The following is a 21,956-nucleotide window of genomic DNA, read 5'->3' as shown; positions in this document are numbered from 1 at the left end:
TTCACTACTCCACTTCTACTTTTTTAGCCACCGCCACCGCAAGGGCCCCCTGTCCAATGTGACAGGCAACGCTCAGGGAAAGAGGGTCCATATGCACTTCCATATCGAAATGCTTCTCAAGCTCTGCCTTCCATTCCAGGGCCTCCTCCTCATTGCCGGTGTAAGCTGCTTCCAGGCACATAAGGCCTTTTTTCTTATATTCTTTGAAACGGTTTTTTAAGTCATCTTCCATGGCTTTGACCATAGTACGCTTTGCCTGCTTTTTGCCTCTGGCTTTCGAGAAGGCATCCAGCTTTTCCCCCTGGATCTGCAGAACCGGTTTTAAATTCAGAACCGTGCCCAGTGCAGCGGCAGCAGGTGTGATCCTACCTCCCTTTTTCAGATATTTCAAAGTTTCCAGAGTGATATAGATACTGGACTCCCCTTTTTCGGCTTCCAGAATTTCTTTGATCTCCACTGCATTTTTGCCGGAGCTTGCCAGGTGAATCGCATCTAGTACAGACTGTCTCTGCGTAACAGAAATTCTCTGGTTGTCCACAACCTGTACACGCCCCTTATATTCTCTGGCCAGCACAAATGCCGTCTGGCAGGAGTTGCTCAGACCGCTGGACATGGGAATGTGCACAATTTCATCGTGGTCTTCCAGCAGCCGCTCCCAAGTCTCCAGTACATCCGCAGGAGAAGGCTGAGATGTGGAAATGTCCGCATCCTGAGCCAGCCGCTGGTAGAAATCCTCCTGGGTAAGGGTGATCCCCTCCAGGAAAAGCTGCTCATTAATATAAAAAGGCATTGGAAGAACCGTAATCCCCAGCTCCCCGGCAAGCTGCTGGGTAATGCCGCTGTTACTGTCCGTCACAATTGCAATCTTCTTTTTTTCCATTGATTCCTTGACTCCTTTTCCCCATTTTGGGTTACTATTTTTAATAATATCATAGACCGGAGTTAAATACAATGTCTCCCCTGGGAAAATTTTGACGAAAAAATCACTGCATGCTATAATAGATTTCAGATAAAATACTGACAAGGAGGGATATCATGTCATTTCAGACAGAATCTTACGCACACACAGCAAAAACGATCATTGCTAATCTGGAAAAACGAAACATGCTGGGGTATTACTGTGAAAATGCCCGGGAGGCCCAAGAACTCATCCACAACCTTATCCCTGTCAACGCCACAGTGACCTGGGGCGGTTCGGAAACCCTTGTGGAGACAGGCATTATGGAGATTTTGAAGGAGAGCGGTTACATACTGCTTGACCGGAAGGCAGCAAAAACGCCTGAAGAATCCAGGAAACTCTATGGACAGATAGTCACTGCGGACTATTTCCTCACCGGCACCAATGCCATCACCCTGGACGGGGAACTGATCAATGTGGACGGCGTGGGAAACCGGGTTGCCTGTCTGATCACAGGCCCTCAGCATGTTCTTGTGGTTGCCGGCATGAACAAGATCGCCGTCACAGAGGAAGACGGAATCCGCCGGGCCCGCAATATGGCGGCACCGCCAAACAGTATCCGGGTAGGTGCGCACACACCCTGCTCCAAAACCGGTGTCTGCGCAGACTGTCAAAGCCCTGACTGTATCTGCTGCCAGACAGTGATCACAAGACGTTCACGTGTAAAAGACAGGATAACCGTTATTTTGATCGGCGAATCTTACGGGTTCTGAAACCAAAAAGAATCCAACAGCTCCCTGCTTACAGGAAAGCTGCTGGATTCTTTTTTACATTCTCCGGAGTGCTTCTATTGGGCTTAAATTCGCTGCCTTTATGGATGGGAGCAATCCAAATACCAGACCGATGATCATGGAAAATATCACGGCGGCGGCGGCTGCCGGGATACTGATGACCATTGGCGTCTGCGATATCTTTGATATCACTTTCGACAATATGAAGCCTGCAGCCACACCCAGGACACCGCCCACACTGGTAAGCACTGCCGCCTCAGTCAAAAACTGGCCCAGGATCCGCCGTTTGTTGGCACCGATCGCTTTTTTCAGGCCAATCTCACCAGTACGTTCTGTAACCGACACCAGCATAATATTCATAACACCAATACCGCCAACTAAAAGAGAGATACTGGCAATCCAGATAAGCTGCCGGTTGGTATTCTCACTGATCTGCTGAAGACCCTTTGCCTTCTCCATAATATCCTCTGCCTTATATTTGATAGAGTCTGATGTGGATGTTATGGACGCATTCAATATTTCAGCGGTCTTTTTGCCTGCTTTGCTCATAGCCTCCGGACTGGCTGCCCGGATGACTGCCTGCTGCGGTTCGTCATATTGATAGACAATAGGCCATGTGGCGTCAGGCATCAGAACCATTCCGCTGTCATCGCTGTAGTATGTGTAATAATCCTCCATACTGTTAATGACCGGTTCATACTCATCTGACTTTTTGATAATGCCTACAACGGTAAACGGCTCCCCTTTTATCTCTATGGTTTTGCCGATTTCCTTGCCTTTTTCAAAGAAATTGTTGGAAGCCGTCTCGTCCAGCAGGACCACTTTTCGGAAATTATCAAAATCCTTTCCGGAAAATCCCCGGCCCCGTACGATCTGATATCCGCAGGTGTCCAGATAATCCTTATCCACTCCCAGGACTTTACCGCCATCCATGCTTTGGTTCTGATAATAAATACTGTCCGCATATTGACGCAGTCTGTAAAGAGACGCATTCTCCACATTGTCCAAATCCAAAATCTGCTGTTTCTGCTCCTCTGTGACAACCGGTACACCCTGGGGTATTCCCTGATACTCCATCTGATAAATATTGCTGCCTTCGTTCAGGGTGATATCCACCACATTGTCCCCTTCGCCGATCAGGTTCTTTTTGATCTGCTCACTGGTTCCCTTGATCGTGGACACAATGGAGATCAGCGATGCGATTCCAATGATTATACCCAGCATTGTGAGAAAAGAACGCATCTTGTGAGCCCAGAGTCCCTGGAAGGACAATCTAATATTTTCTACCATGTTTTATCCTCCCTCCTCTAGTACATGTTGTAAAGGTCTTCTATGGCTGCGCGTCTGACTTTAACGCCTTCTTTTACTTTCTTGCCGTACGGAAAAGCAATGTTGTCCTCCTCTGTGAGACCGCTTTTAATCTCCAGCATACTGCCGTAAAAGTTCTTGCCTACCTGGACCGTCCGTTTTTCCAATTGATGGGCCTTGTTTTCCACATACACAAAGTCCTTGCCGTCTTTATTCCGCACAAATTCTTTGCTGATGTAAAGACCTGCGGGATTCTCCGTCTCTGCGGGAAGTTCCAGGTTGACACCCTCCATATTTTTAAGGCCGTCACTGTTTTTGATATAGGCGGTAAACGGATAATACGATACTTCTCTGCCGTATCCGTACATGTTGCCGGAGGATGGAAAATTGGAAATTTCTTTTATCTCCGCTTCTATGGGAAGTCCTGATTCGTATGTGAATCCTGTCAGAACAGAGCCTGGCTGGAGCTGCTGGAGCTGATACTCATCTGCCAGTCCTTTCACGTAACTGCCCTCTGAGCTCTCCACAACAAGGAATGCTTCCCCGTCCACTTCCCCTTTGCTTGGGTCTCCCACTTTCTTGACCACCCCATTCAGGATGGACTCTACTGTCTGGTCCTCCAGTTTTTTCTCCACATTTTTGATTTTCAAGTCGCTGCCGCGGATATCCAGTTCTGCTGTTTTAATTTCTTTTTTCTTACCCGTGATGGCTTTCTCCAGCTCATCTTTTGTATAGCCGTCTATGATATCATCCTGGGGTATTTCTTCCATGAAATCCCACTCGTCGGGGAATTCCTCTCCGTCCATATCACCGTCCGGATTTTCTTCATCGGGGATTGGGGGTTCTTCCTCTGTATAGGTTCCCAGATGGGTGAGATACCATGTCTGAGGTTCCACCTTCTGGGTTATTTTACTGCCGTCAATGCAGAGGGCAGCAATGAGAAATCCTGCCTCTTCATCTTTGTCCCTGACTTCCAGGATACAGTATACCGGTTCTTTTTCTTTAACATCGGAAGATCCATAGCCTGCTGTCATGTTGAGAAAAGCGCCCTGGATTTTGACATCTTTTTTACAGAGATAGTAATAAGGATCTTCTTTGGTGCCGGTTCCCTTGTATGGAACCGCATTTTCTATTTTCTGGCCGGGTAGTGTTTCCAGCGTAATGTCTCCGTATAGTTTGTCGTAGACCATGGTCGGTGACGGCTTTTGCGGTTTGTCTGGGTCATCCGGGTTCGGGTTGTCCGGGTCCGGGTTGTCCGGATTTGGGTCATCCGGATTTGTGTTGTCCGGATTCGGGTTATCCGGATTTGGGTCATCCGGATTTGGGTCATCCGGATTCGGGTTGTCCGGATTCGGGTTGTCCGGATTTGGGTTGTCCGGATTCGGGTCATCCGGATTCGGGTTGTCCGGATTCGGGTTGTCCGGATTACCCTGGTCCAAATTGTCCGGATTGGAATTATTTTGATCTGTATTATCCGGGTTCCTGCTATTTGGATCTGTTCGATCGGAATTTCCAGAATCCGCCGACGCTCTCGCATTTTGAGCAGCTGCCATCCTGCTGAACGCTTCCGCCCATCGTCCGTATGGACCGTCATTTATCTCCTTTTGTCCCAGCGGAAGGATTCCTGATTTACTGCCCGCTCCCACAATGTTTCCGTCGGAACCGCCCTCATCCTCGTCGTTCTCTGATTTCTGGCTGTCGGGAATGATGTTGGCATTTTTAAGCTTTTCCAGTTCCTTTTCCAGACCTTTCTTCTTTACCAATAGCTGCTCTTTGTTGATTTTCTCCATCTCCAAATCAATATTGACCAGCGTCATATCATATGACAGAAGAGGAGTACCTTCCACTACTTCTTGTCCTTCCTGTACATATATCTGATCCACCATCTGTTTATCCAGCAGATGGACTTCCTGTGTTACGCTGGAGGATATGGTTCCATCAATACTGGTACTCATTCCCCATATCTGCTGCTTTAGATCAGCCACGGGGTAGACATCCACTTTTGTCTGGTCCATCTTTTTTACACCATACCAGATTCCTGTGCCGGCCAACGCTGCGGCACCCACACAGATGACGGCAATTAAGATTTTTTTATTTCTCGCCTTCATAGAATCCTCCCCTCTACTGTGCCTCACCTTCCGGGCTGGCTGTTGCTGCCCCGTCTGAACCTTCTGTTCCCGCTTCGCCTTCTGTGAAGTTTCCTTCAAGCTCCCCGCCTTGGTTCTCCCCGTCTAATGGCACTGAATTTCCTTCATCGGCTCCGTCCACTGCTTCCGGAAGATCCTGGCTTCCTTCAGGCATCTCACCATCCGCGGGCATTGTTTCTGCATTGCCCACCGGAATTTCTTCGTGTGTTGTCTTCATTCCTTCTTTTAAGAATTCCTGCGGAAAAGCAATATAGTCATTCACTTTCAGGCCGCTTTTTATCTGATACTGGAACAGATTTTCATCATGCTCACCAAGTGTCACGTCGCGTTTTTCCAGTTTCCCGTCTTTGTTTTCCACCCAGACACAGGGCTGCTTGTCCACCTCCATGATAAAGCCTTCATCCAGCCAAATGCCTTCTTTTTCTTCCATTCCGGTATCGTTTTCTATATACACATGCTGGCCCAGCATAAGGCCGTCGGAAGTATCCAGATTTATATAAAAAGGATAGGAGGAGGACATCATTTCACCGCTGTCACTGCTGCCTCCGTACATCATATTGTTATTATTTCCCTCTCTGTTTTCCGTGTCAACAGCGGTAAAAGTCCCTGTCCATGTCTTAGTTTCATCGACTCTGGAACGGATGATCGCTCTTGCTCCTTCCTGCACAGCCCCTATGTTCTGCTCATTTACTTTGCCTTTTACTCTATAGACACCGGTTGCAAGAATTGTCATAAATGCCTGGGAATTGCCGCTGTAAGGATCTATTTCGTTGCCCTCATTAATGCTCTTCACAACGCCCTGCAGATCACTTGTGACTGAGGAGTTCGCAATTTTTTCGTGTATCTGAGAAATTTCCACCTCTTTACTCTTACGTTCATATTCACTTTTCTTCAAATCCATCTGGGCTGTCTGGATCTGGGTTGTATAGGAAAACTGGTCATCCTCAGAAGCGGATTTCTTTTCTTTTTCCAATTGTGCGATCTGGCTGCGAAGGTTTTCCATGTCTGTATCCGCACGCTCCAGATCCAGTTGAGCCTGCTGCAGATCCGCTTCCAGAGTCTCTGTATCATAGACAAAAAGAGCCGTTCCTACATCCACTTCGCTCCCCACTTCAACCAAGATTTCTTTTACTTCCCGCTCTGCATTCTTTTGTATTTCCCATGTTTTCTGCGGCTCCACGACTCCGGCCAGCCTCTGGACCTGGGAAGACGGGTCCATGGATGAGACACTGGTCACATAAGCCAGTTCTGTACTCTTCTCCTCGCCCTTTCCCCTCTGCATGTAAAGACCCGCACCAATAACACCTGCCAGCAGTACAACGCCTGCTCCGATCAATATCTTATTTTTTTTATTCATACATTTCCCCCTGTTTATGATTTAATACAACTATTGTCTGTTAAGAAGACCCGTGAAAGCAACTTTACACAAATTATAACAGATTTTAAAGATTCTGTCTTTTAACTTTTTATAACCTTTTGAAATCTTTATGTAATCTTTCCTGTTCTAATTTCGTATATAATATATCAACCGTATTTTTGTCATATTCTGTCGAATTATAGCTTTATATAGCGAATAATATCTGTTTTTATCTAATCAGATATTTTTATGACTTTTTAAGTTATTCTTATTATTAATAAAATAATACAAATGAAGGGGGTATTTTATGAACGTGGAAAGTCTTGTTCACCGTCTTGGTATCTGCTCCATATATCGGGGCTATTCTTTCCTTATCTATGCAGTTGAACTGGCAGTCAAAAATGAAGAATATCTGCTCTACATAACCAAAGAATTATATCCGGATGTGGCGAAACATTTCCATTCCACCAGCACCAGAATCGAGCGGTCGCTTCGTACGGTCATCACCACCTGCTGGAACGAAGGAAACCGCGGGCTGCTGAACCACATCGCCGGATATGAACTGCAGCGCAAGCCAACTACCGGAGAATTTATATCCATGCTTGCATATTATGTGAGAAATCATAAAGAAGAGGATTAGGAAAAATAAGCAGAAGAAGGGAGCAGACCTGTACGGTGCTCCCTTCTTCTATGCAATGATTTTACACAGCCATTTCTTTCTGTTCAATATAACGCTTCACTTCCTCCAAAGTAGGGATGGAGGACTGTGCACCTTTTCTGGTTACCACAATAGCGGAAACATAATTTGCAAATATTGCCGCTTCCCTCAGACTTTTTCCTTCAGCAAGCATGATCGCCAGTGCTGCGGTAAAGGAATCCCCTGCTGCCGTTGTATCCACGGCCTGTACTTTCATGGCAGGTATCCTTTCTGCTCCGGATATCTTATCATCCAGATATACACCTTTTTCTCCCAAAGTCACGATTACATCTTTGACTCCTTTTTTTCTTAGACACTCAGCTGCCTTTTCCAAATGTTCTTCCGGGTTATCAATCCCTGTCAGCATTCCTAATTCTGTTTCGTTGGGTTTAATGATATCTACATGGCGGTATAATTCATCCGGAAAATTTTTTGGCACAGGAGCCGGGTCCAAGATCACCATCTTCCCCATTTTTTTTGCGATCTCAGCGGCATAACATACTGTTTCCAAAGGCACTTCCAATTGGAAAATGACGATATCACTTTCTTTGATCACATCCAGATTGTCATCTATATCCTGTTTTGACAAGGTTGCATTTGCGCCTGAGACTACAATAATACTATTATCCCCGTCTCTGTTGACTGTGATCAACGCAATACCGGTGCTTACATCATCCTTGACGATCACCCTGGCAGTATCCACTCCCGCTTTATTCAGGCTGTCCATCTGGATATCTGCATACATATCCCGCCCAACAGCCCCCAGCATGATAACATCAGCTCCCAGCTTCCCTAATGCGCAGGCCTGATTAGCCCCTTTTCCTCCTGCATTCATCTCCATCTTATTACTGAGGATAGTCTCCCCCACAACGGGTGTGTGGTCGACCTGTACTGTCATATCCAAATTCAAACTTCCAATGACTAAAATTTTCTTCATACTGTTTTCTCCTATCATCCTTTTACACTTCCCGCTGTGATACCTTCAACAAAGTATTTCTGGAATGGAAGGAACAGGCAAATTGGAATTATAGCTGAAATCAGTGAGCCGGCATAAATATAAGTCCACTGAATGGAACGCTCTCCGCTAAACTGGCTGATGGCAATCTGAATCGTTCTGATTTCCTTGGAACGTGCCACTAAAAGAGGCCACATATAAGAATTCCATTGATTCATAAAAATCATAAGACCTGCTGTTACAAATACCGGAATGGAGATCGGCATAATAACTTTTACAAATATCGTTGGCCATTTCGCACCGTCCACACGCGCTGCCTCCACCAGACTTGGCGGAATATCTTTAAAGAACTGGATAAACAGAAATGTTACCAATCCATCTGCTATTGCAGGTATGATCATACCTGCATATGTATCAACCATACCCAGTCCGTTGGCAACATTATATAACGGAATTGCAATTGCTTCAAACGGAACCATAAAGGAGATCAAAACAAGCGGATAGAAAATCTTCTTGCCCTTAAACTCAAAGCAGGTAAACGCAAACCCTGCCATGGAGTTGATCAGACATCCAAAAATAATTGAAACCACTGTAACGATCATTGTGTTCATGATCGGACGCCAGAACTCATATTTGGTAAAAATAATGCTGTAATTCTCGCCGGTAATATTTGTTGGGATCAGGGACCTGATCGTAAATGGAAACATGTTCTGGAATAAGTCTTCCTGTGTCCTCAGAGATGCTGACAGACAGAAGAAGATCGGAAATAAGGACGCAATTGTCATAATCACTAACACTATGTATATAACAACTTTTTTCGTAATTCTTTTTTGTCTCAGTGTCATAACTTTACGCCTCCTTTTCTGTCAGACATTTATTCTGAATAAAACATACCAGCATTACGATCACGAGAAGGATGGTAACAATACAAGCCTGTCTCGGACGGTTTGAATATTTAAACGCAGATTTGTAAGCCTCATACATCAAGACATTGGTGCTTCCCTGAGGACCGCCTTCTGTAGCGATCTGAATAGGTGCAAAAAGCAGGAAATTAGCTGTGGTATTGGCTACAAACACAAATAGCAGAGTATTCTTTAACAGTGGAATTGTAATCCTGAATAATGTACTGAAAAATCCCGAACCGTCAATCTTGGCCGACTCATAAACAGCAGTGTCAATTCCTTTCAGCCCTGCAAGGATAAACATCATCCAATAAGCACAGCCTCTCCAGGATGCGATCAGAACAATGGATAGAAGTGCCCACTTCTTATCAATAAGAAAACCAATCGGACTGATTCCCAAGATTCCGAGAACACTGTTTACCACACCATTGTTGACATTCAGCATCATCTGCCAAATAACCGTTGCTATGGTCAAAGAGATACAGAACGGCAGATAAAAAACAGTCCTGAATATTTCAATTCCACGTACTTTGACATTAACCATCATTGCCATGATAAATGCAATGATTATCTGAAGTGGAATTATGATGACATTAAATTTCAGAGTGACCCACAAAGAACTCCAAAATGTTTTATCAGCAAACAGTAATTTGTAATTATCCAGTGTAAAACTGCCCTCCGTGGAAAGAACTCCCTGAATAACACTGTCTATAATAGGATAAATCTTAAAAACGCATATCAAAACAATTGTCGGCAATATTAAAAGGTACGGAAGCCATTTATTTTTAATATAGATACCACCCATAGTATCCTCCTATCTTTCTAAGTCATGACTATCTATTCATTTTCCTGGTCTTTTCGCATAGATGGCGGAATGCCGGGTAAGGCATACCGCCATTTATCAACTGTCAATTACTTTTTATAAGCTGCTACTGCAGATTCAAACTGTTCTATTGCATTGTCTAAAGTCTCTTTTACGTCCGCTCCGTTGCGCACATCTTCCCATGCCTGGTCTAAAACTGTGGAATACTCACCGAATACAGGTGTTACTGCACGAGGAACTGCAGTATTTGCAGCTTCATATGCCGCAATCTTCATATCCATAGAAGCTTCCGGGTCATTTTTGATCTCATCCTGTTTGTCCAGACGGCTCGGTACATCTCCATTTGTTTCCAGCCACATATCACTGCCTTTTTCCAAAGTAAACCATTTAATAAAATCTGCTGCCGCATCTTTATTTTTGGAATTGGAATTAATACCAAAATACCAACTTCCTGTAGATGTAGCTGCTTTATCTTCGTATCCCTCAAAACATGGTGCATAAGTATAACCAATCTCATCATCTGCCTTCATGCTTGACGGTGTCCATGTTCCGCCTACCATAAACAGCATTTTACCTGCATAGAACTGGTCACCCAACTGGTCGGCATCATATCCCTTGGATGCGATCCCATCATTTACTAAGCCCTGATACCATGTCATTGCATTGATCCAAGGCTCTGTATTCACAACACCGTCTAAGGAATAGCCGTCATCGCTGATGTTTTTACCGCCCATGGCATTTGCAAGCATATTCATCTGATAGACACGGCTTACCTGCTGGAAATCAAATCCTATCAATCCCTGTGTGCCATCCGGGTCCAATTTTTCCAGGGCCTGTTTCGCCAAGTCCGCTACCTGCTCATATGTAAGACGGTTATTCTCATCATTTTCGGGGATCGTGATGCCTGCCTTATCCAGTAATGTTTTATTGTAATATAATTCCTGTGTGGATGTGTTTTCCGGTGCTGCGTACATAGTATCCTCCCAGACTCCTGCCTGGTAGGAAGCATCATCCCATTTTGCTTTATCTTCATCAGTGAAGTATTGATCCAGTGGTTCCAGATAGCCGCTGGTACCATATTTTGCGATATAGGTAACATCGACGCTCATAACATCAAAATCTGCATTTCCTGCTGCTGCTTTTGTCTCGATAACCTCAAATAAATCGTTGAAAGAATAAAATTCAGCATCAATATGTACACCCGTTTCTTTTTCATATTCTTCCAGTATGGGTTTTGTAAGACCCTCCCAAGAGTCCTCACCGGGTCCCTGAGAGACCCATTTTAATGTCACGCTGTCTGAATCGCCCTTAGCTTCCGTCTTGCTGTCACTTTTTCCTGAATCCCCTGATTTCCCGCATCCTGCGAGACCCAAAGACGCTATCATCGCTGCACTAACTGTCAATGCCAGTACTTTTCTTGTTTTCATATTCTTATCTCTCCTTTTCTCCAGGTATCTGTTCCAGATACGCAGTTATCTCTTTTTTATGTTCTTTAAAAACTGTAGTTAAAAACAACCGGTAAAATTTCAATACGTCCACATCCACTGCATAGAGCGCATTACACTTCTCTCCGTGCCAATGCCCATCAATATCTACAACTGACTGCCCTCTGGCAATTCCATCTTCTACGATATCAATATTAGACTCTTTTAAAGAAACTACCTTCTCATCGATCAGGTATGCGATAGTTAATATGTCATGCATGGGAGATAACATTTTATACCTGATCTCCCAATTTTCATCCATACCTGATTTCGTTATATGGTATATAAACCGTGATAATCTGGTGTCGAAAATGCGAAGTAATTCTCTGCATTGTGCGTCAAGGGCTATTTTATTTGTAACATCAAGACCGATCATTACACACTTACTGAAATCAGCTTTAAAAACTTCTTTTGCTGCAATGGGGTCTGCCCAGAAGTTATACTCAGCCACCGGACTTACATTGCCGGTATACTTAGCTCCCCCCATCAAAACGATCTCCTTCACATTACCGGCGAAAGTAGGATCCTTTCTGATGGCAGATGCGATATTTGTGCATGGCCCAATGGCTGCAATAGTAAGTTTTTTCGGATTTTCTTTTACTATCCTCACAAGAAAATCAACCGCATGTTCCTTCTCTGGCCTCTTATCCGTCTTGACAGAACCGGCATACCCACCAAGTCCATCGTCACCAAATGCCTCCACCGTATCCGGCCGTTGGCCGCTCACTGCTGTATCTGCTCCCTGATACAAGGGAATATCTTCTCTATCGCATAGCGATAAAATCTTCAAACCATTTTGAGTTGTAGTTTCAATATGTCCGTTTCCTGCAACAGAACATATGGCCAGCACCTCAATTGCCGGATGCTTCAATGCAAGAATAATCGCAAGTGCATCATCCACACCCGGATCACAGTCAATAATCAGTTGTATCTTGTCCATCTTATTTTTTTCTCTCTTCTATTTTGCAAGTTTTGCAAACAAGTCTGCAAAAAGATTATCTCTCTTAATGTGATACACATATTTTATAAAGTGCCGGTTGTTGTCAAATGCATATCTGTCATCATATTCCGGAATAGGACTGTGCATCAGGCAGTCCTCCTCAAAGTCACCATCAAGAAGCCATGCAACAGCAGTAACATCCCAGATAGGTCTTGTCCAGGTAGAACCCCCGTAGCATTCCAGCGCTTCTTTTGTTGTCACATCCACAAGGTAGTCGCAGAGCTTATTCTTACCGCGAAGATGATATTCCAGTTCTGGTCCGCTTGTCGTAAAGGCAGATACAACCCCCATACACGGAAGCTGAACCAGAGGAACACCGCATCCAAATACAATTCTTGCTCCGGCAACATCCTGAAACAGATTGAATTCCCTGTTGTGAGGCCAGTGGAGGGCATTTCCTCCCAGCCAGATAAGTACAATCCTGTTTTTGATCTCAGGATTCATTAAAAGAGCAGAGGATACATTGGTAATAGCACCAATCGCGATCACATACAATGGATTCTCTTCTGAATAATCCATAGCTCTTTCAGCTAAATCCTTTGCTGCGTCTGAGATTACCGGTTCTGTCTCGGAAGGCATGTATGCTGTTGAGCCTCTGTAAACATTTGGCTTTAAATCGTCTCTCTCCAGCAATGTAAGGATATTCATAATTTCCTGATAGCTTTTTTCCATACCATCTGCAGGACCAGTGGATTTTTCATTGTGGAACGGAGCTGCATAGATTGCTTTTAAATTAAGCTTTTCATCTGATTTGATCAAATAAGCAACTGCAAACTGGTCATCAATCTCATTATAAGTATCCGTATCAATCACCACATCCACTTTACCTTTGGGCTTCTGCAGCCTCATAACAAGTTTTGCATTATCAATGTTACTTTTCTCCACTACTCTTGAGCTGGTAAATTCATCCCAGTCCTTCTGTGCTTCTTTCTTTACCATATTACTCCTTTCTCATACCACTTTCCTCTGTTATCATGCTTTAAGAAAAGTTTTTCTTAAAGTGTTTTCCTATGCATGTATTGTACATCGCTTTTTTTCTACTGTCAACATTCTTTTGTTTTTTTGTTAAATAAAACTATTTACGAAAGGCTTTTCTTGTGCACATTGTACACTAGCAGTGCTTTTCTTCTTTATTGATCTCTGTATTCATGCTCGATCAATGCAGCTGCACTTTCTTTATGATCCGGAAATTGCTTCTCAAAAAAGAGCCTGAAAAACCTTTTTACATCCAAATCAGATGCAACTTTACAGTTTTTTTTCTTATCTTTCCATATTTCAACAGGATAGACCACGGATGTACCCCTGCATAGACCTGCCGTCTCTATCTCTACATATGCATCCTTTAATTTTAAAACGGAATCATCAATGAGATAAGCCGCTGCCAAAACATCGCACAGTTCACACCCCAAATTTTTAAGTTTTTCCCAATAACTGTCAACGTAAACTCTGGTGATCTGATGAATAAATCCGGAAAGTGGCGTGTTTATCTGGTAAAGCAGTTCTCTCATTGCCGGTGTCAAGAATGCTTTTCTCGTCACATCAAGCCCTACCATTACAATTTCTTTAAAACCGGCCTCAAAGACAACTTTTGCAGCTTCCGGGTCATGCCAGAAATTAAATTCTGCAGTTGGTGACATATTTCCGCAGTGTTCTGCTCCCCCCATCAAAACAATTCTTTTAATATTTTTCACGAAATTCTCATCTCTCTGCACAGCTCCAGCTATATTTGTCAGCGGACCGATAGGCATTAGGGTAAGTACATTTTTGTTTTCCTGTGCTGCGCGTACCAGATATTCTTCTGCGGATTCTCTCTGCAGAGGAATCCTGTCATTGTCAATCTTCACATCCCCCAGTCCATTATCTCCATGAGAACTTTCACATATTTCCGCTTTTCCCCTGAGAGGTTCCCCTCTTCCTCTATAAACAGGTATGTCCTCCCTCCCACAGAGCTTCAATATAGCGGATGCATTTTGCGTGGCATGATCAATATCTGTATTCCCATCAACTGTAGTCAAAGCTTCAATCTTTATTTTGTCCGGAGCACTGACCGCCAGCAGAATGGCCATCGCATCATCTATCCCCGGGTCCGTATCAATAATGATCCGTTCCATAACTCTATCCCTTCCTTTCTTCTTTCCTCCTCCGCCTTGCAGGCTGACAAAATAACCAGCATTGGCTATGATCTCTGTCCGAACGGCGTATTAGTAACAAATCGTCATGAAATCATTTTCGTAAAGCATTTTTCTATGCATGTATTGTACTTATTCTGCTCTTCCCTGTCAACTATTTTTTTATTTTTTGTTAATTAAAACTATTTACGATAACATTTTCTTGTGCATATTTCACATAGCATTGCTATTTTTCCGTTGACAAATCTTTCCTTATCCTTCATAATAAAATAAAAAATTATGACGAGGGTCCTCATATGACAATCAAAGAAATCGCCAGCCTGGCCGGTGTCTCTATCTCAACGGTTTCCAAAATCGTAAATAACAAAGACCAGAATATCAATCCTGAGACCCGCAGCCGGGTACTGAAAATTGTAAAAGAATACAACTATACACCTTACGGCATGGTAAAAAATATATCCAGTGCAAAGACCTTTTTGCTGGGGGTCCTGCTCCGCACCGCCTCACAGACCAATCTGATGCTGAACGGCATCCTGCAGGCAGCTCAGGAGCAGGGTTATAATGTGCTGCTTCTGGATAGTCTGAACAGTACAGACACCGAGCTAAAGCATATCACCTCCCTGTGCAAGAACAATGTGGACGGTGTGATCTGGGAGCCAGTGGACGAGAACAGTTCCCAATATGAGCATTACTTTGCAGAACAGAACATTTCTGTCTGCTATATAAATGGCCCTGACACCCTGCCTGCCTACAACATCGACTTTGAAAAAATGGGCTATGTCCTGACCCAGAAGCTTCTGGAGTACAAGCACAGCAAAATTGCCTGTCTGATGAAAGAAAAAAGCAGGCGCTCCAAAATGGTATTTGAGGGATTCAAGAAATGTTTATTTGACAATCAGATTCCCTATCATGACAAAATGAGGCTTTTTATCTCTGACCCTGCCTGCTGTTCCAAAGTGCTGAGCCATGGTTTTTCAGGCATTGTCAGTTCTCATTTTGCCTCCGCCCTGATTCTGTATGAACAGATGAATAAACTGCACTACTATGTACCCTCCGACTTATCTTTGGTAAGCTTAAAAGATGACGTACGGGAAGCCATCTCCTTCCCACATATATCCAGCATCAAAATCCCTTACCGGGAATTCGGCTACTATGTGTGCAGAAACCTGATTCAAAAATGCGAAAAAAAAGACGAGGGAGAACCGGAATATACCTTTGTATCCCAGTGTATCTTTGACAACGAGGACAGCCTGGACATCCCTTCCTTCTTCCGCGCAAAAAAAATCGTGGTCGTAGGAAGTATCAACACAGACATAACCTTCAATGTAGACTGGCTTCCCCAGGCAGGAAAGACCACCACGATCCTAAGCTCCACCACCACCCTCGGAGGAAAAGGGGCCAACCAGTCCGTAGGTGCCGCCAAACTGGGACGCGAGGTTTCCCTCATTGGGGAAATCGGAAACGACACGGATTCCACGTTCATCTTCGATATACTGGAAAAAGAACAGGTGACCACCCAGGGTGTCCACAGAGACATGAAAGCCCAAACCGGAAAAGCATACATTTACATCGAGCGTGACGGTGAAGGGACCATCACCATCATGTCCGGGGCCAACGGCAATCTTAGCCCCGAAGATATCCAAAAAAGACAACATCTTTTTGAAAATGCCGGTTTCTGCCTGCTCTCCACGGAGATTCCCATCCACACGGTCCTGGAAGCAGCCAAAATCGCCAGAAAATACGGTGCCAAAAATATCGTCAAACCGGCTGCCTTAAAATCCATCCCCGAGCAGCTTCTTCAGAATACGGATATCTTCATCCCCAACCGAAAAGAAGCTGCCGCCCTGTGCCCCCAGCACACTACTGTAGAAAAACAAGCCGAATACTTTTTTCAAAAAGGGATCGAGACTGTCATCATAACCCTTGGACACGAAGGCTGCTACCTGAAAACCGCGGAAACCGCAAAATACTTTCCTGCCGCCGACTTTATTTCCATAGACACCACCGGCGGTGCAGATGCATTCATCTCCGCCCTGGCCTCCTTCCTGATCGAAGGTTACTCCCTGGAAAAATCCATCCGCATAGCCACCTATGCAGCCGGCTTCTGCGTCTCCAGACAAGGCGTGGTCCCCGCCCTGATAGACCACAACACCCTGGAAACCCATATTAAAAAACTTGAACCAACCCTGCTAAAATAATCGTCCATTCCCAAACCCACAACCGCTGCCCCCTCAATCCGCTTTTTTCTTTTCCCCTCCCCACTTTCAAATCCCTGCGGCCCAGCGCCCCCCAGGAAGGGGCTGCGGGAAGGGCCCCCGGCCTTTCCGCAGTCTCTTCCGTCCGCCCCTTAACGATTAAAAAGTTGACTTTTCCGTCATTTCTGTTAAACTAAACAAATACGGTAACTTCCGCAAACAGGAGATGACACATGAAGATTCGACATAAGAAATGGCTATACGCCGCAGTTTTCCTGACATCTGCCCTGCTGCTTACAGGATGTGACAGCAAGGAGGAGCGCGCGGTAAAGCAGGCAGTTTCAGCAGAACTTGACCAGTTGAAAAGCCCGGATAAAAAGACCATTGAAACATACCTTTCCGCCCATCAACTGTTCCCCGAAGAGGACACAGCCGAAAACGACAGCGAAAAAGAAAGCGCAGACCCTGAGATCATTAAGATCTTCTCACGCTACTTTAAAAACTTCTCTTACACCGTGGATACTGTCAAAGCCGAAGAAAAAAAAGCCAGCGCCACAGTCACCATAACCAATCTGGATGCCCATGCGCTTGCCGAAGATTACACAGCCGCTGCGCTGAAAAAACGGATCACCTGCGACGCCAACCCCAGTCAGGTGGAATTTTCCCTGAAAGATTCTTACCTGCTGCTTGGAGAGACGCTGAAAAAGAATGATTATAAACAGGTGGATACCACCTTTGACCTGAAACTGAAAAAGGACGGGGAAACCTGGACTATTGTCCACAGCGAGGACCTGGACAATCAGATCACCGGCGGATTTCTCACTTATATGGCAGATTCTGATCTGCTGCCGCCCCCGGAAGTGGTCAAGATCCATTTTAATACGATAAAAGAATTCGATACGGAACAGCTCAACATCTATCTGTCTCTGGACAGCCTTTTGGACACGGATGACACATACAGCAGTTCTATTGCCCACGCTATGGCAGAACAGATCCAGACCTGTTTTGATTTTAAAATCCTGGATACTCAAAACGACGAGCGCAATGCTCTGGTAAAAGTCCGGATAACCAGCAGTGATTTCAAAAGCATTGTGGCCTCCTACCAGGAGCAGCTCTCCCAGTGGCTTCAGACTTCTCAGGCCATGGCAGGCGGTGCTGAAGGACGCCGCGAGAAAGAACGGCAGCTCCTTCTGGAAAGCATAGAAAAGAACCAGGATTCCACCACCCGCAACGTGGATATTTCTCTTATCAATGACGGGACAAGCTGGAAAATGCAGATGGATGAAAATGTGGCACAAGCCATACTGGGAGGCGTGGACAGCGCCCTGGCAGATGTGTCGGAAGATGTGGAATAGATATGACCGTTCCGATCATGGAACTGTTATGGACAGACAAAATGAATGCCCGGCTTGGGTCTGACAAAAGCCGGGCATTTTTCTATACAAAAAATCCTGATACAATTTTAATAAACAATAAAACAAGAACCGTGACCACAATAGGACGGACTATCCTGGTCCCGTTCTTTATTACCATGCCGGAGCCGATGTAATGCCCCGCAATGCTGAACACGGCTGCCGCCAGGCCCAATGTAACTACGATCTTGCCGCTGAAAAAGAAAGCCCCAAGAGCCGCCAGGTTGGAAGCCAGATTCACGATCTTTGTGTTTCCGGAAGCGGTTCGGATATCCATCCCTGCAAGCCCTGTGTAGACAAGCAGCAGAAAAGTTCCTGTTCCCGGCCCGTAAAAGCCGTCATATGTACCGATGACAAAAGAAGCCGTGATCACAATGGCATACTTCTGCCTTTTTGTAAGCTGCCTTTTTAACTTTGACTCCATACTTTTATTCTTCAGCACATAGAACGCCACCACCGGCAGCACTGCAATGAGCATAAGCTTCAGCACTTTATCACTTGTAATAAGAGCCAGATTTGCTCCCATGAAGGACCCCAAAAGCGCCACGAGAAAAGAGGGAACCGCAAGCGGCACATCCGCATACCTGTTTTTGCAGTAACGGGCTGTGGAGATGACCGTGCCGGCCGCTGAGGACAGTTTGTTGGTGGCAATGGCATTGTGTATGGGAACTCCGGCTAAAAGATAAGCAGGCAGGGAGATCAGTCCACCCCCGCCTGCTATGGCATCTACAAAACTGGCCAAAAACACCAGCGGACAGACGATCAGATAGGAGACAATACCTGGCTCCATTACTGCTCACTCTCCTGTGCTTTCAGTGCAATCCCCAGTTCATCCAGCTGTTTTACATCCACGGTATTCGGTGCCTCCGACATCAAACAGGAGGCATCCTTCACCTTCGGGAACGCTATCACCTCACGGATAGATTCCTCCTTTGCCATGAGCATGACCATACGGTCCAGGCCGTAAGCCAGCCCGGCGTGAGGCGGAACTCCGTATTTGAAGGCATCCAGAAGGAAGCCGAACTGCTTGTATGCCTGTGCCTTTTCAAACCCAAGAGCCTCAAACATTTTTTCCTGCACATCGTTCTGGTGGATTCGCACACTGCCGCCGCCAATCTCATTGCCGTTGAGCACAATATCATAGGCTTTAGCCCGCACTGCACCCGGATCTGTATCCAGAAGCGGGATATCCTCCTCAAAAGGCATGGTAAACGGATGATGCATGGCAGTAAAGCGCTGCTCCTCCTCTGACCACTCCAGAAGCGGGAACTCTGTGATCCATACAAAACGGTACTCGTCTTTATCGAACAGCTCCATCTGGCGCGCCAATTCAAGACGAAGTGCCCCCAGAACATCCCATACAAGCTTGGTCTTGTCCGCAGCAAAGAGGAGCAGGTCACCTGCTTCACCCTGCATAGCTTCTATTAGGGCCTTCATCTCCTCTTCCTGCATGAATTTTGCGAAGGAAGATTTCACACTGCCGTCCTCCTGGATGGCAATATACGCCAGACCTTTGGCACCGTATCCTTTGGCGAATTCCACTAACTTGTCAATCTTCTTTCTGGGCATAGCCCCCTGTCCTTTGGCATTGATACCGCGGACACTGCCGCCTGCCTCCAGCGCATTTTTAAATACAGCAAACTCACAGCCTTTTACCACTTCTGACACATCCGTAAGCTCCATGCCGAAACGCAGGTCCGGTTTGTCGGAACCAAAACGGTTCATAGCTTCTATCCAGGTCATTCTCTGAATGGGAAGCTGCACTTCCACACCCAGCACCTCACGAAACAGAAACGCCAGCATACGCTCATTTACATCTATGACATCATCCACATCCACAAAGGAAAGCTCCATGTCGATCTGTGTGAATTCCGGCTGACGGTCAGCGCGCAGGTCCTCATCGCGGAAACATTTGGCGATCTGGAAATACCTGTCGTATCCGGAGCACATAAGAAGCTGCTTAAAGATCTGAGGTGACTGAGGCAGCGCATAAAAACTGCCCGGATGTACACGGCTTGGAACCAGGTAATCCCTTGCTCCCTCCGGTGTACTTTTATTCAGAATCGGTGTCTCGATCTCCAAAAATCCTTCATTTGCCAGGAACTGGCGAACCAGCACAGCAACCTGGGAACGCATGATCAGATTTCTCTGCAGATCCGGTCTTCTCAGATCCAGATAACGGTATTTCAAACGCACTTCCTCTCTGGTCTTGCTGTTCTCCTCAACGGGGAAAGGAGGGGTCTCTGACTCGGACAGGATGCGCAGGGCATTTGCCCGGACTTCAATCTCACCTGTCTTCAGATTCTCATTCACTGCGCCGGAACGCGCCTCCACGCGTCCCGTCACAGCGATAACAAACTCACTTCTTAATCTGCCGGCCTTCTCAAAGCCTTCCTCGTCAATATCACCGTTTTCAAAGATTATCTGCATGATCCCGGAACGGTCACGCAGATCCACGAAAACAATACCGCCTTTGTTGCGGCTTTTCTGTACCCATCCCATGAGGGTTACCGTGCTGCCGATCTCTTCTTTCGTCACTTCCGTACATCTGTGGGTTCTCTTTAACCCGTACATTGATTCTGCCATTGTGTCAGTTCTCCTTAAATATCAGTCGTTATATATCTCTTCAATCGTCTCATAGCCTTCAGACTGAAGCTGTTCCTTCTGGAATTTTTTATTCTTTTTCATATATACAATATTAACGCTCTTGCCTGCTTTTCTCTCTTCCCCGGCTTTTTTCACAACCTCCACCAGTTTTTCAGAGCTGAGCTTCTTATCCAGCAGATATGCTTTCTTGTCCGCACTGCCCGGTACCTGGAATCCTCTCTCCATGAGCAGCATAACGATACGCTCAAAACCAATGGAAAATCCGGTTGCCGGTGTGGGGGTTCCTGTAAATTTGCCGATCATCTCATCGTAACGTCCGCCGCCGCCTACACTGCCGGAAAAACCGTCAATACAGATTTCAAAGATCGGTCCCGTATAATAAGACATACCGCGCACTAATGTAGGATCAAAGATGATCCTGAAGTTAGCTGTTTTCGCCTCTGTCACACTCTCGATAATGGTGGACATATTGTCTGCCACATCCGGCTCCAGGAATCCTTCCAGCTTGTCCTTACAGTATTTTACTCCGTCAAGACCTTCTCCGATGGCGTCGAACAGTGCAATGTATCTTTCAATACCCTCTTTCGCAAATCCGGCTTCCTCCAGCTCTGCTGCCACGCCTTCCAGGCCGATCTTATCCATTTTATCCAGGATGATGAATACCTGGTCATAAGACTCTTCCGGGAATCCGCTGTAAGCTGCCATGGCTTTTAAGAAACGGCGGTCATTGATGCGGATGGCAAAGCTCTCAAAATCCAGCTTGCCGACCAGTGTGGAGGTTGCCAGAATAACATCAATCTCTGCCAGATTGGTAGGATCTCCCAGGATATCAATATCACACTGCATAAACTGGCGGAAACGGCCTCTCTGCGGTCTGTCCGCACGGAATACGTTTCCCATCTGCAGAGCCTTGAAAGGGGAGGGCAGATCATTGGCATTGTTGGAATAGAAACGGCAGAGCGGAACAGTCAGGTCATAACGCAGACCGCTGTCAACCAGGTCATTCTCCTCTTTCGCCTCATTGATCTTCAGTTTTTCCCCTCTTTTCAGAATACGGAAGATCAGTTTTTCATTATCTCCGCCCTGTTTGCTGGTCAGGTTTTCAATGTGTTCCACGCAGGGAGTCTCCATGGAGGTAAATCCGAACTCCTTATACGTTTCCTTGATCAGTCCGATCACATAATCACGGATCTCCATCTCTCTTGGCAGAATATCTTTCATTCCTGTAACTGGTTTTTTCTTTAACTGCAT

Annotated in this window: 18 protein-coding genes; 4 read left to right on the top strand and 14 right to left on the bottom strand. The window is 45.6% G+C overall.

The features are described 5' to 3' along the window. Window positions 1-4: 4 nt before the first annotated feature. Complete coding sequence (locus tag CI595_RS19870) at window positions 5-880, bottom strand: DegV family protein (RefSeq protein ID WP_095175351.1); 876 nt, start codon at window positions 878-880, stop codon at window positions 5-7. A gap of 155 nt (window positions 881-1,035) precedes the next feature. On the opposite strand from CI595_RS19870, the gene CI595_RS19865 reads away from it, so the two are divergent. Then, on the top strand, window positions 1,036-1,671 hold the full coding sequence (locus CI595_RS19865) for a lactate utilization protein (RefSeq protein ID WP_095175350.1): 636 nt from the start codon (window positions 1,036-1,038) through the stop codon (window positions 1,669-1,671). 54 nt (window positions 1,672-1,725) lie between these two features. On the opposite strand, the gene CI595_RS19860 is transcribed toward CI595_RS19865, so the two are convergent. The 3 genes from CI595_RS19860 to CI595_RS19845 are packed head-to-tail and all read right to left on the bottom strand — an operon-like array spanning window position 1,726 to window position 6,501. Beyond that, window positions 1,726-2,979 carry an ABC transporter permease gene (locus tag CI595_RS19860; protein ID WP_095175349.1) on the bottom strand — a complete coding sequence of 418 codons (1,254 nt, stop codon included), beginning with the start codon at window positions 2,977-2,979 and terminating at the stop codon, window positions 1,726-1,728. Window positions 2,980-2,996: 17 nt separating this feature from the next. Further along, complete coding sequence (locus tag CI595_RS26150; RefSeq protein WP_156087478.1) at window positions 2,997-5,105, bottom strand: efflux RND transporter periplasmic adaptor subunit; 2,109 nt, start codon at window positions 5,103-5,105, stop codon at window positions 2,997-2,999. A 13-nt stretch (window positions 5,106-5,118) separates the two neighbouring features. After that, window positions 5,119-6,501, bottom strand: coding sequence for an efflux RND transporter periplasmic adaptor subunit (locus CI595_RS19845; RefSeq protein WP_095175347.1), 1,383 nt, complete (start codon window positions 6,499-6,501; stop codon window positions 5,119-5,121). A gap of 307 nt (window positions 6,502-6,808) precedes the next feature. Here CI595_RS19845 and CI595_RS19840 point away from each other — a divergent pair, with 307 nt between their 5' ends. Further along, window positions 6,809-7,141: a sporulation initiation factor Spo0A C-terminal domain-containing protein gene (locus CI595_RS19840; protein WP_065542199.1), complete on the top strand. Its 333-nt coding sequence runs from the start codon at window positions 6,809-6,811 to the stop codon at window positions 7,139-7,141. Window positions 7,142-7,202: 61 nt separating this feature from the next. Here CI595_RS19840 and rbsK read toward each other — a convergent pair whose 3' ends face one another. The 7 genes from rbsK to CI595_RS19805 form a co-directional block, all read right to left on the bottom strand. After that, window positions 7,203-8,135, bottom strand: coding sequence for a ribokinase (gene rbsK / locus CI595_RS19835; RefSeq protein ID WP_095175346.1), 933 nt, complete (start codon window positions 8,133-8,135; stop codon window positions 7,203-7,205). Window positions 8,136-8,149: 14 nt separating this feature from the next. Further along, on the bottom strand, window positions 8,150-8,998 hold the full coding sequence (locus CI595_RS19830; RefSeq protein ID WP_065542201.1) for a carbohydrate ABC transporter permease: 849 nt from the start codon (window positions 8,996-8,998) through the stop codon (window positions 8,150-8,152). A 4-nt stretch (window positions 8,999-9,002) separates the two neighbouring features. Continuing rightward, window positions 9,003-9,860 carry a carbohydrate ABC transporter permease gene (locus CI595_RS19825; RefSeq protein WP_095175345.1) on the bottom strand — a complete coding sequence of 286 codons (858 nt, stop codon included), beginning with the start codon at window positions 9,858-9,860 and terminating at the stop codon, window positions 9,003-9,005. 107 nt (window positions 9,861-9,967) lie between these two features. Further along, window positions 9,968-11,305 (bottom strand): sugar ABC transporter substrate-binding protein, encoded by a 1,338-nt coding sequence (locus CI595_RS19820; protein ID WP_095175344.1) that lies wholly within the window; start codon window positions 11,303-11,305, stop codon window positions 9,968-9,970. Between the two features lie 4 nt (window positions 11,306-11,309). Next, complete coding sequence (locus CI595_RS19815) at window positions 11,310-12,302, bottom strand: nucleoside hydrolase (protein WP_095175343.1); 993 nt, start codon at window positions 12,300-12,302, stop codon at window positions 11,310-11,312. 18 nt (window positions 12,303-12,320) lie between these two features. Then, a complete protein-coding gene (locus CI595_RS19810; RefSeq protein ID WP_095175342.1) occupies window positions 12,321-13,301 on the bottom strand; it encodes a nucleoside hydrolase in 981 nt (326 codons plus the stop codon). Between the two features lie 191 nt (window positions 13,302-13,492). Beyond that, window positions 13,493-14,473 carry a nucleoside hydrolase gene (locus tag CI595_RS19805; protein WP_095175341.1) on the bottom strand — a complete coding sequence of 327 codons (981 nt, stop codon included), beginning with the start codon at window positions 14,471-14,473 and terminating at the stop codon, window positions 13,493-13,495. Between the two features lie 314 nt (window positions 14,474-14,787). Between CI595_RS19805 and CI595_RS19800 the strand changes: the two genes are divergently transcribed. Beyond that, the gene (locus CI595_RS19800) at window positions 14,788-16,689 is read left to right on the top strand and encodes a PfkB family carbohydrate kinase (protein ID WP_095175340.1); all 1,902 of its coding nucleotides are present in this window, start codon (window positions 14,788-14,790) and stop codon (window positions 16,687-16,689) included. Between the two features lie 230 nt (window positions 16,690-16,919). Then, a complete protein-coding gene (locus CI595_RS19795) occupies window positions 16,920-18,041 on the top strand; it encodes a hypothetical protein (RefSeq protein ID WP_095175339.1) in 1,122 nt (373 codons plus the stop codon). A gap of 82 nt (window positions 18,042-18,123) precedes the next feature. Here the strand turns inward: CI595_RS19795 and CI595_RS19790 are convergent, their stop codons facing one another. From CI595_RS19790 to hisS, 3 genes are read right to left on the bottom strand one after another with little or no spacing between them, the layout of a single operon-like run. Continuing rightward, the gene (locus CI595_RS19790) at window positions 18,124-18,888 is read right to left on the bottom strand and encodes a sulfite exporter TauE/SafE family protein (protein WP_187144046.1); all 765 of its coding nucleotides are present in this window, start codon (window positions 18,886-18,888) and stop codon (window positions 18,124-18,126) included. Next, window positions 18,888-20,684 carry an aspartate--tRNA ligase gene (gene aspS, locus CI595_RS19785; protein ID WP_095175338.1) on the bottom strand — a complete coding sequence of 599 codons (1,797 nt, stop codon included), beginning with the start codon at window positions 20,682-20,684 and terminating at the stop codon, window positions 18,888-18,890. Before aspS ends, CI595_RS19790 begins: the two co-directional genes overlap by 1 nt. A gap of 21 nt (window positions 20,685-20,705) precedes the next feature. Further along, window positions 20,706-21,956 carry a histidine--tRNA ligase gene (gene hisS, locus CI595_RS19780; protein WP_095175337.1) on the bottom strand — a complete coding sequence of 417 codons (1,251 nt, stop codon included), beginning with the start codon at window positions 21,954-21,956 and terminating at the stop codon, window positions 20,706-20,708.

The sequence above is a fragment of the Blautia hominis genome, from assembly GCA_002270465.1.
GTDB lineage: Bacteria > Bacillota > Clostridia > Lachnospirales > Lachnospiraceae > Blautia > Blautia hominis.
This window is presented reverse-complemented; position numbering and strand designations above follow the sequence as displayed.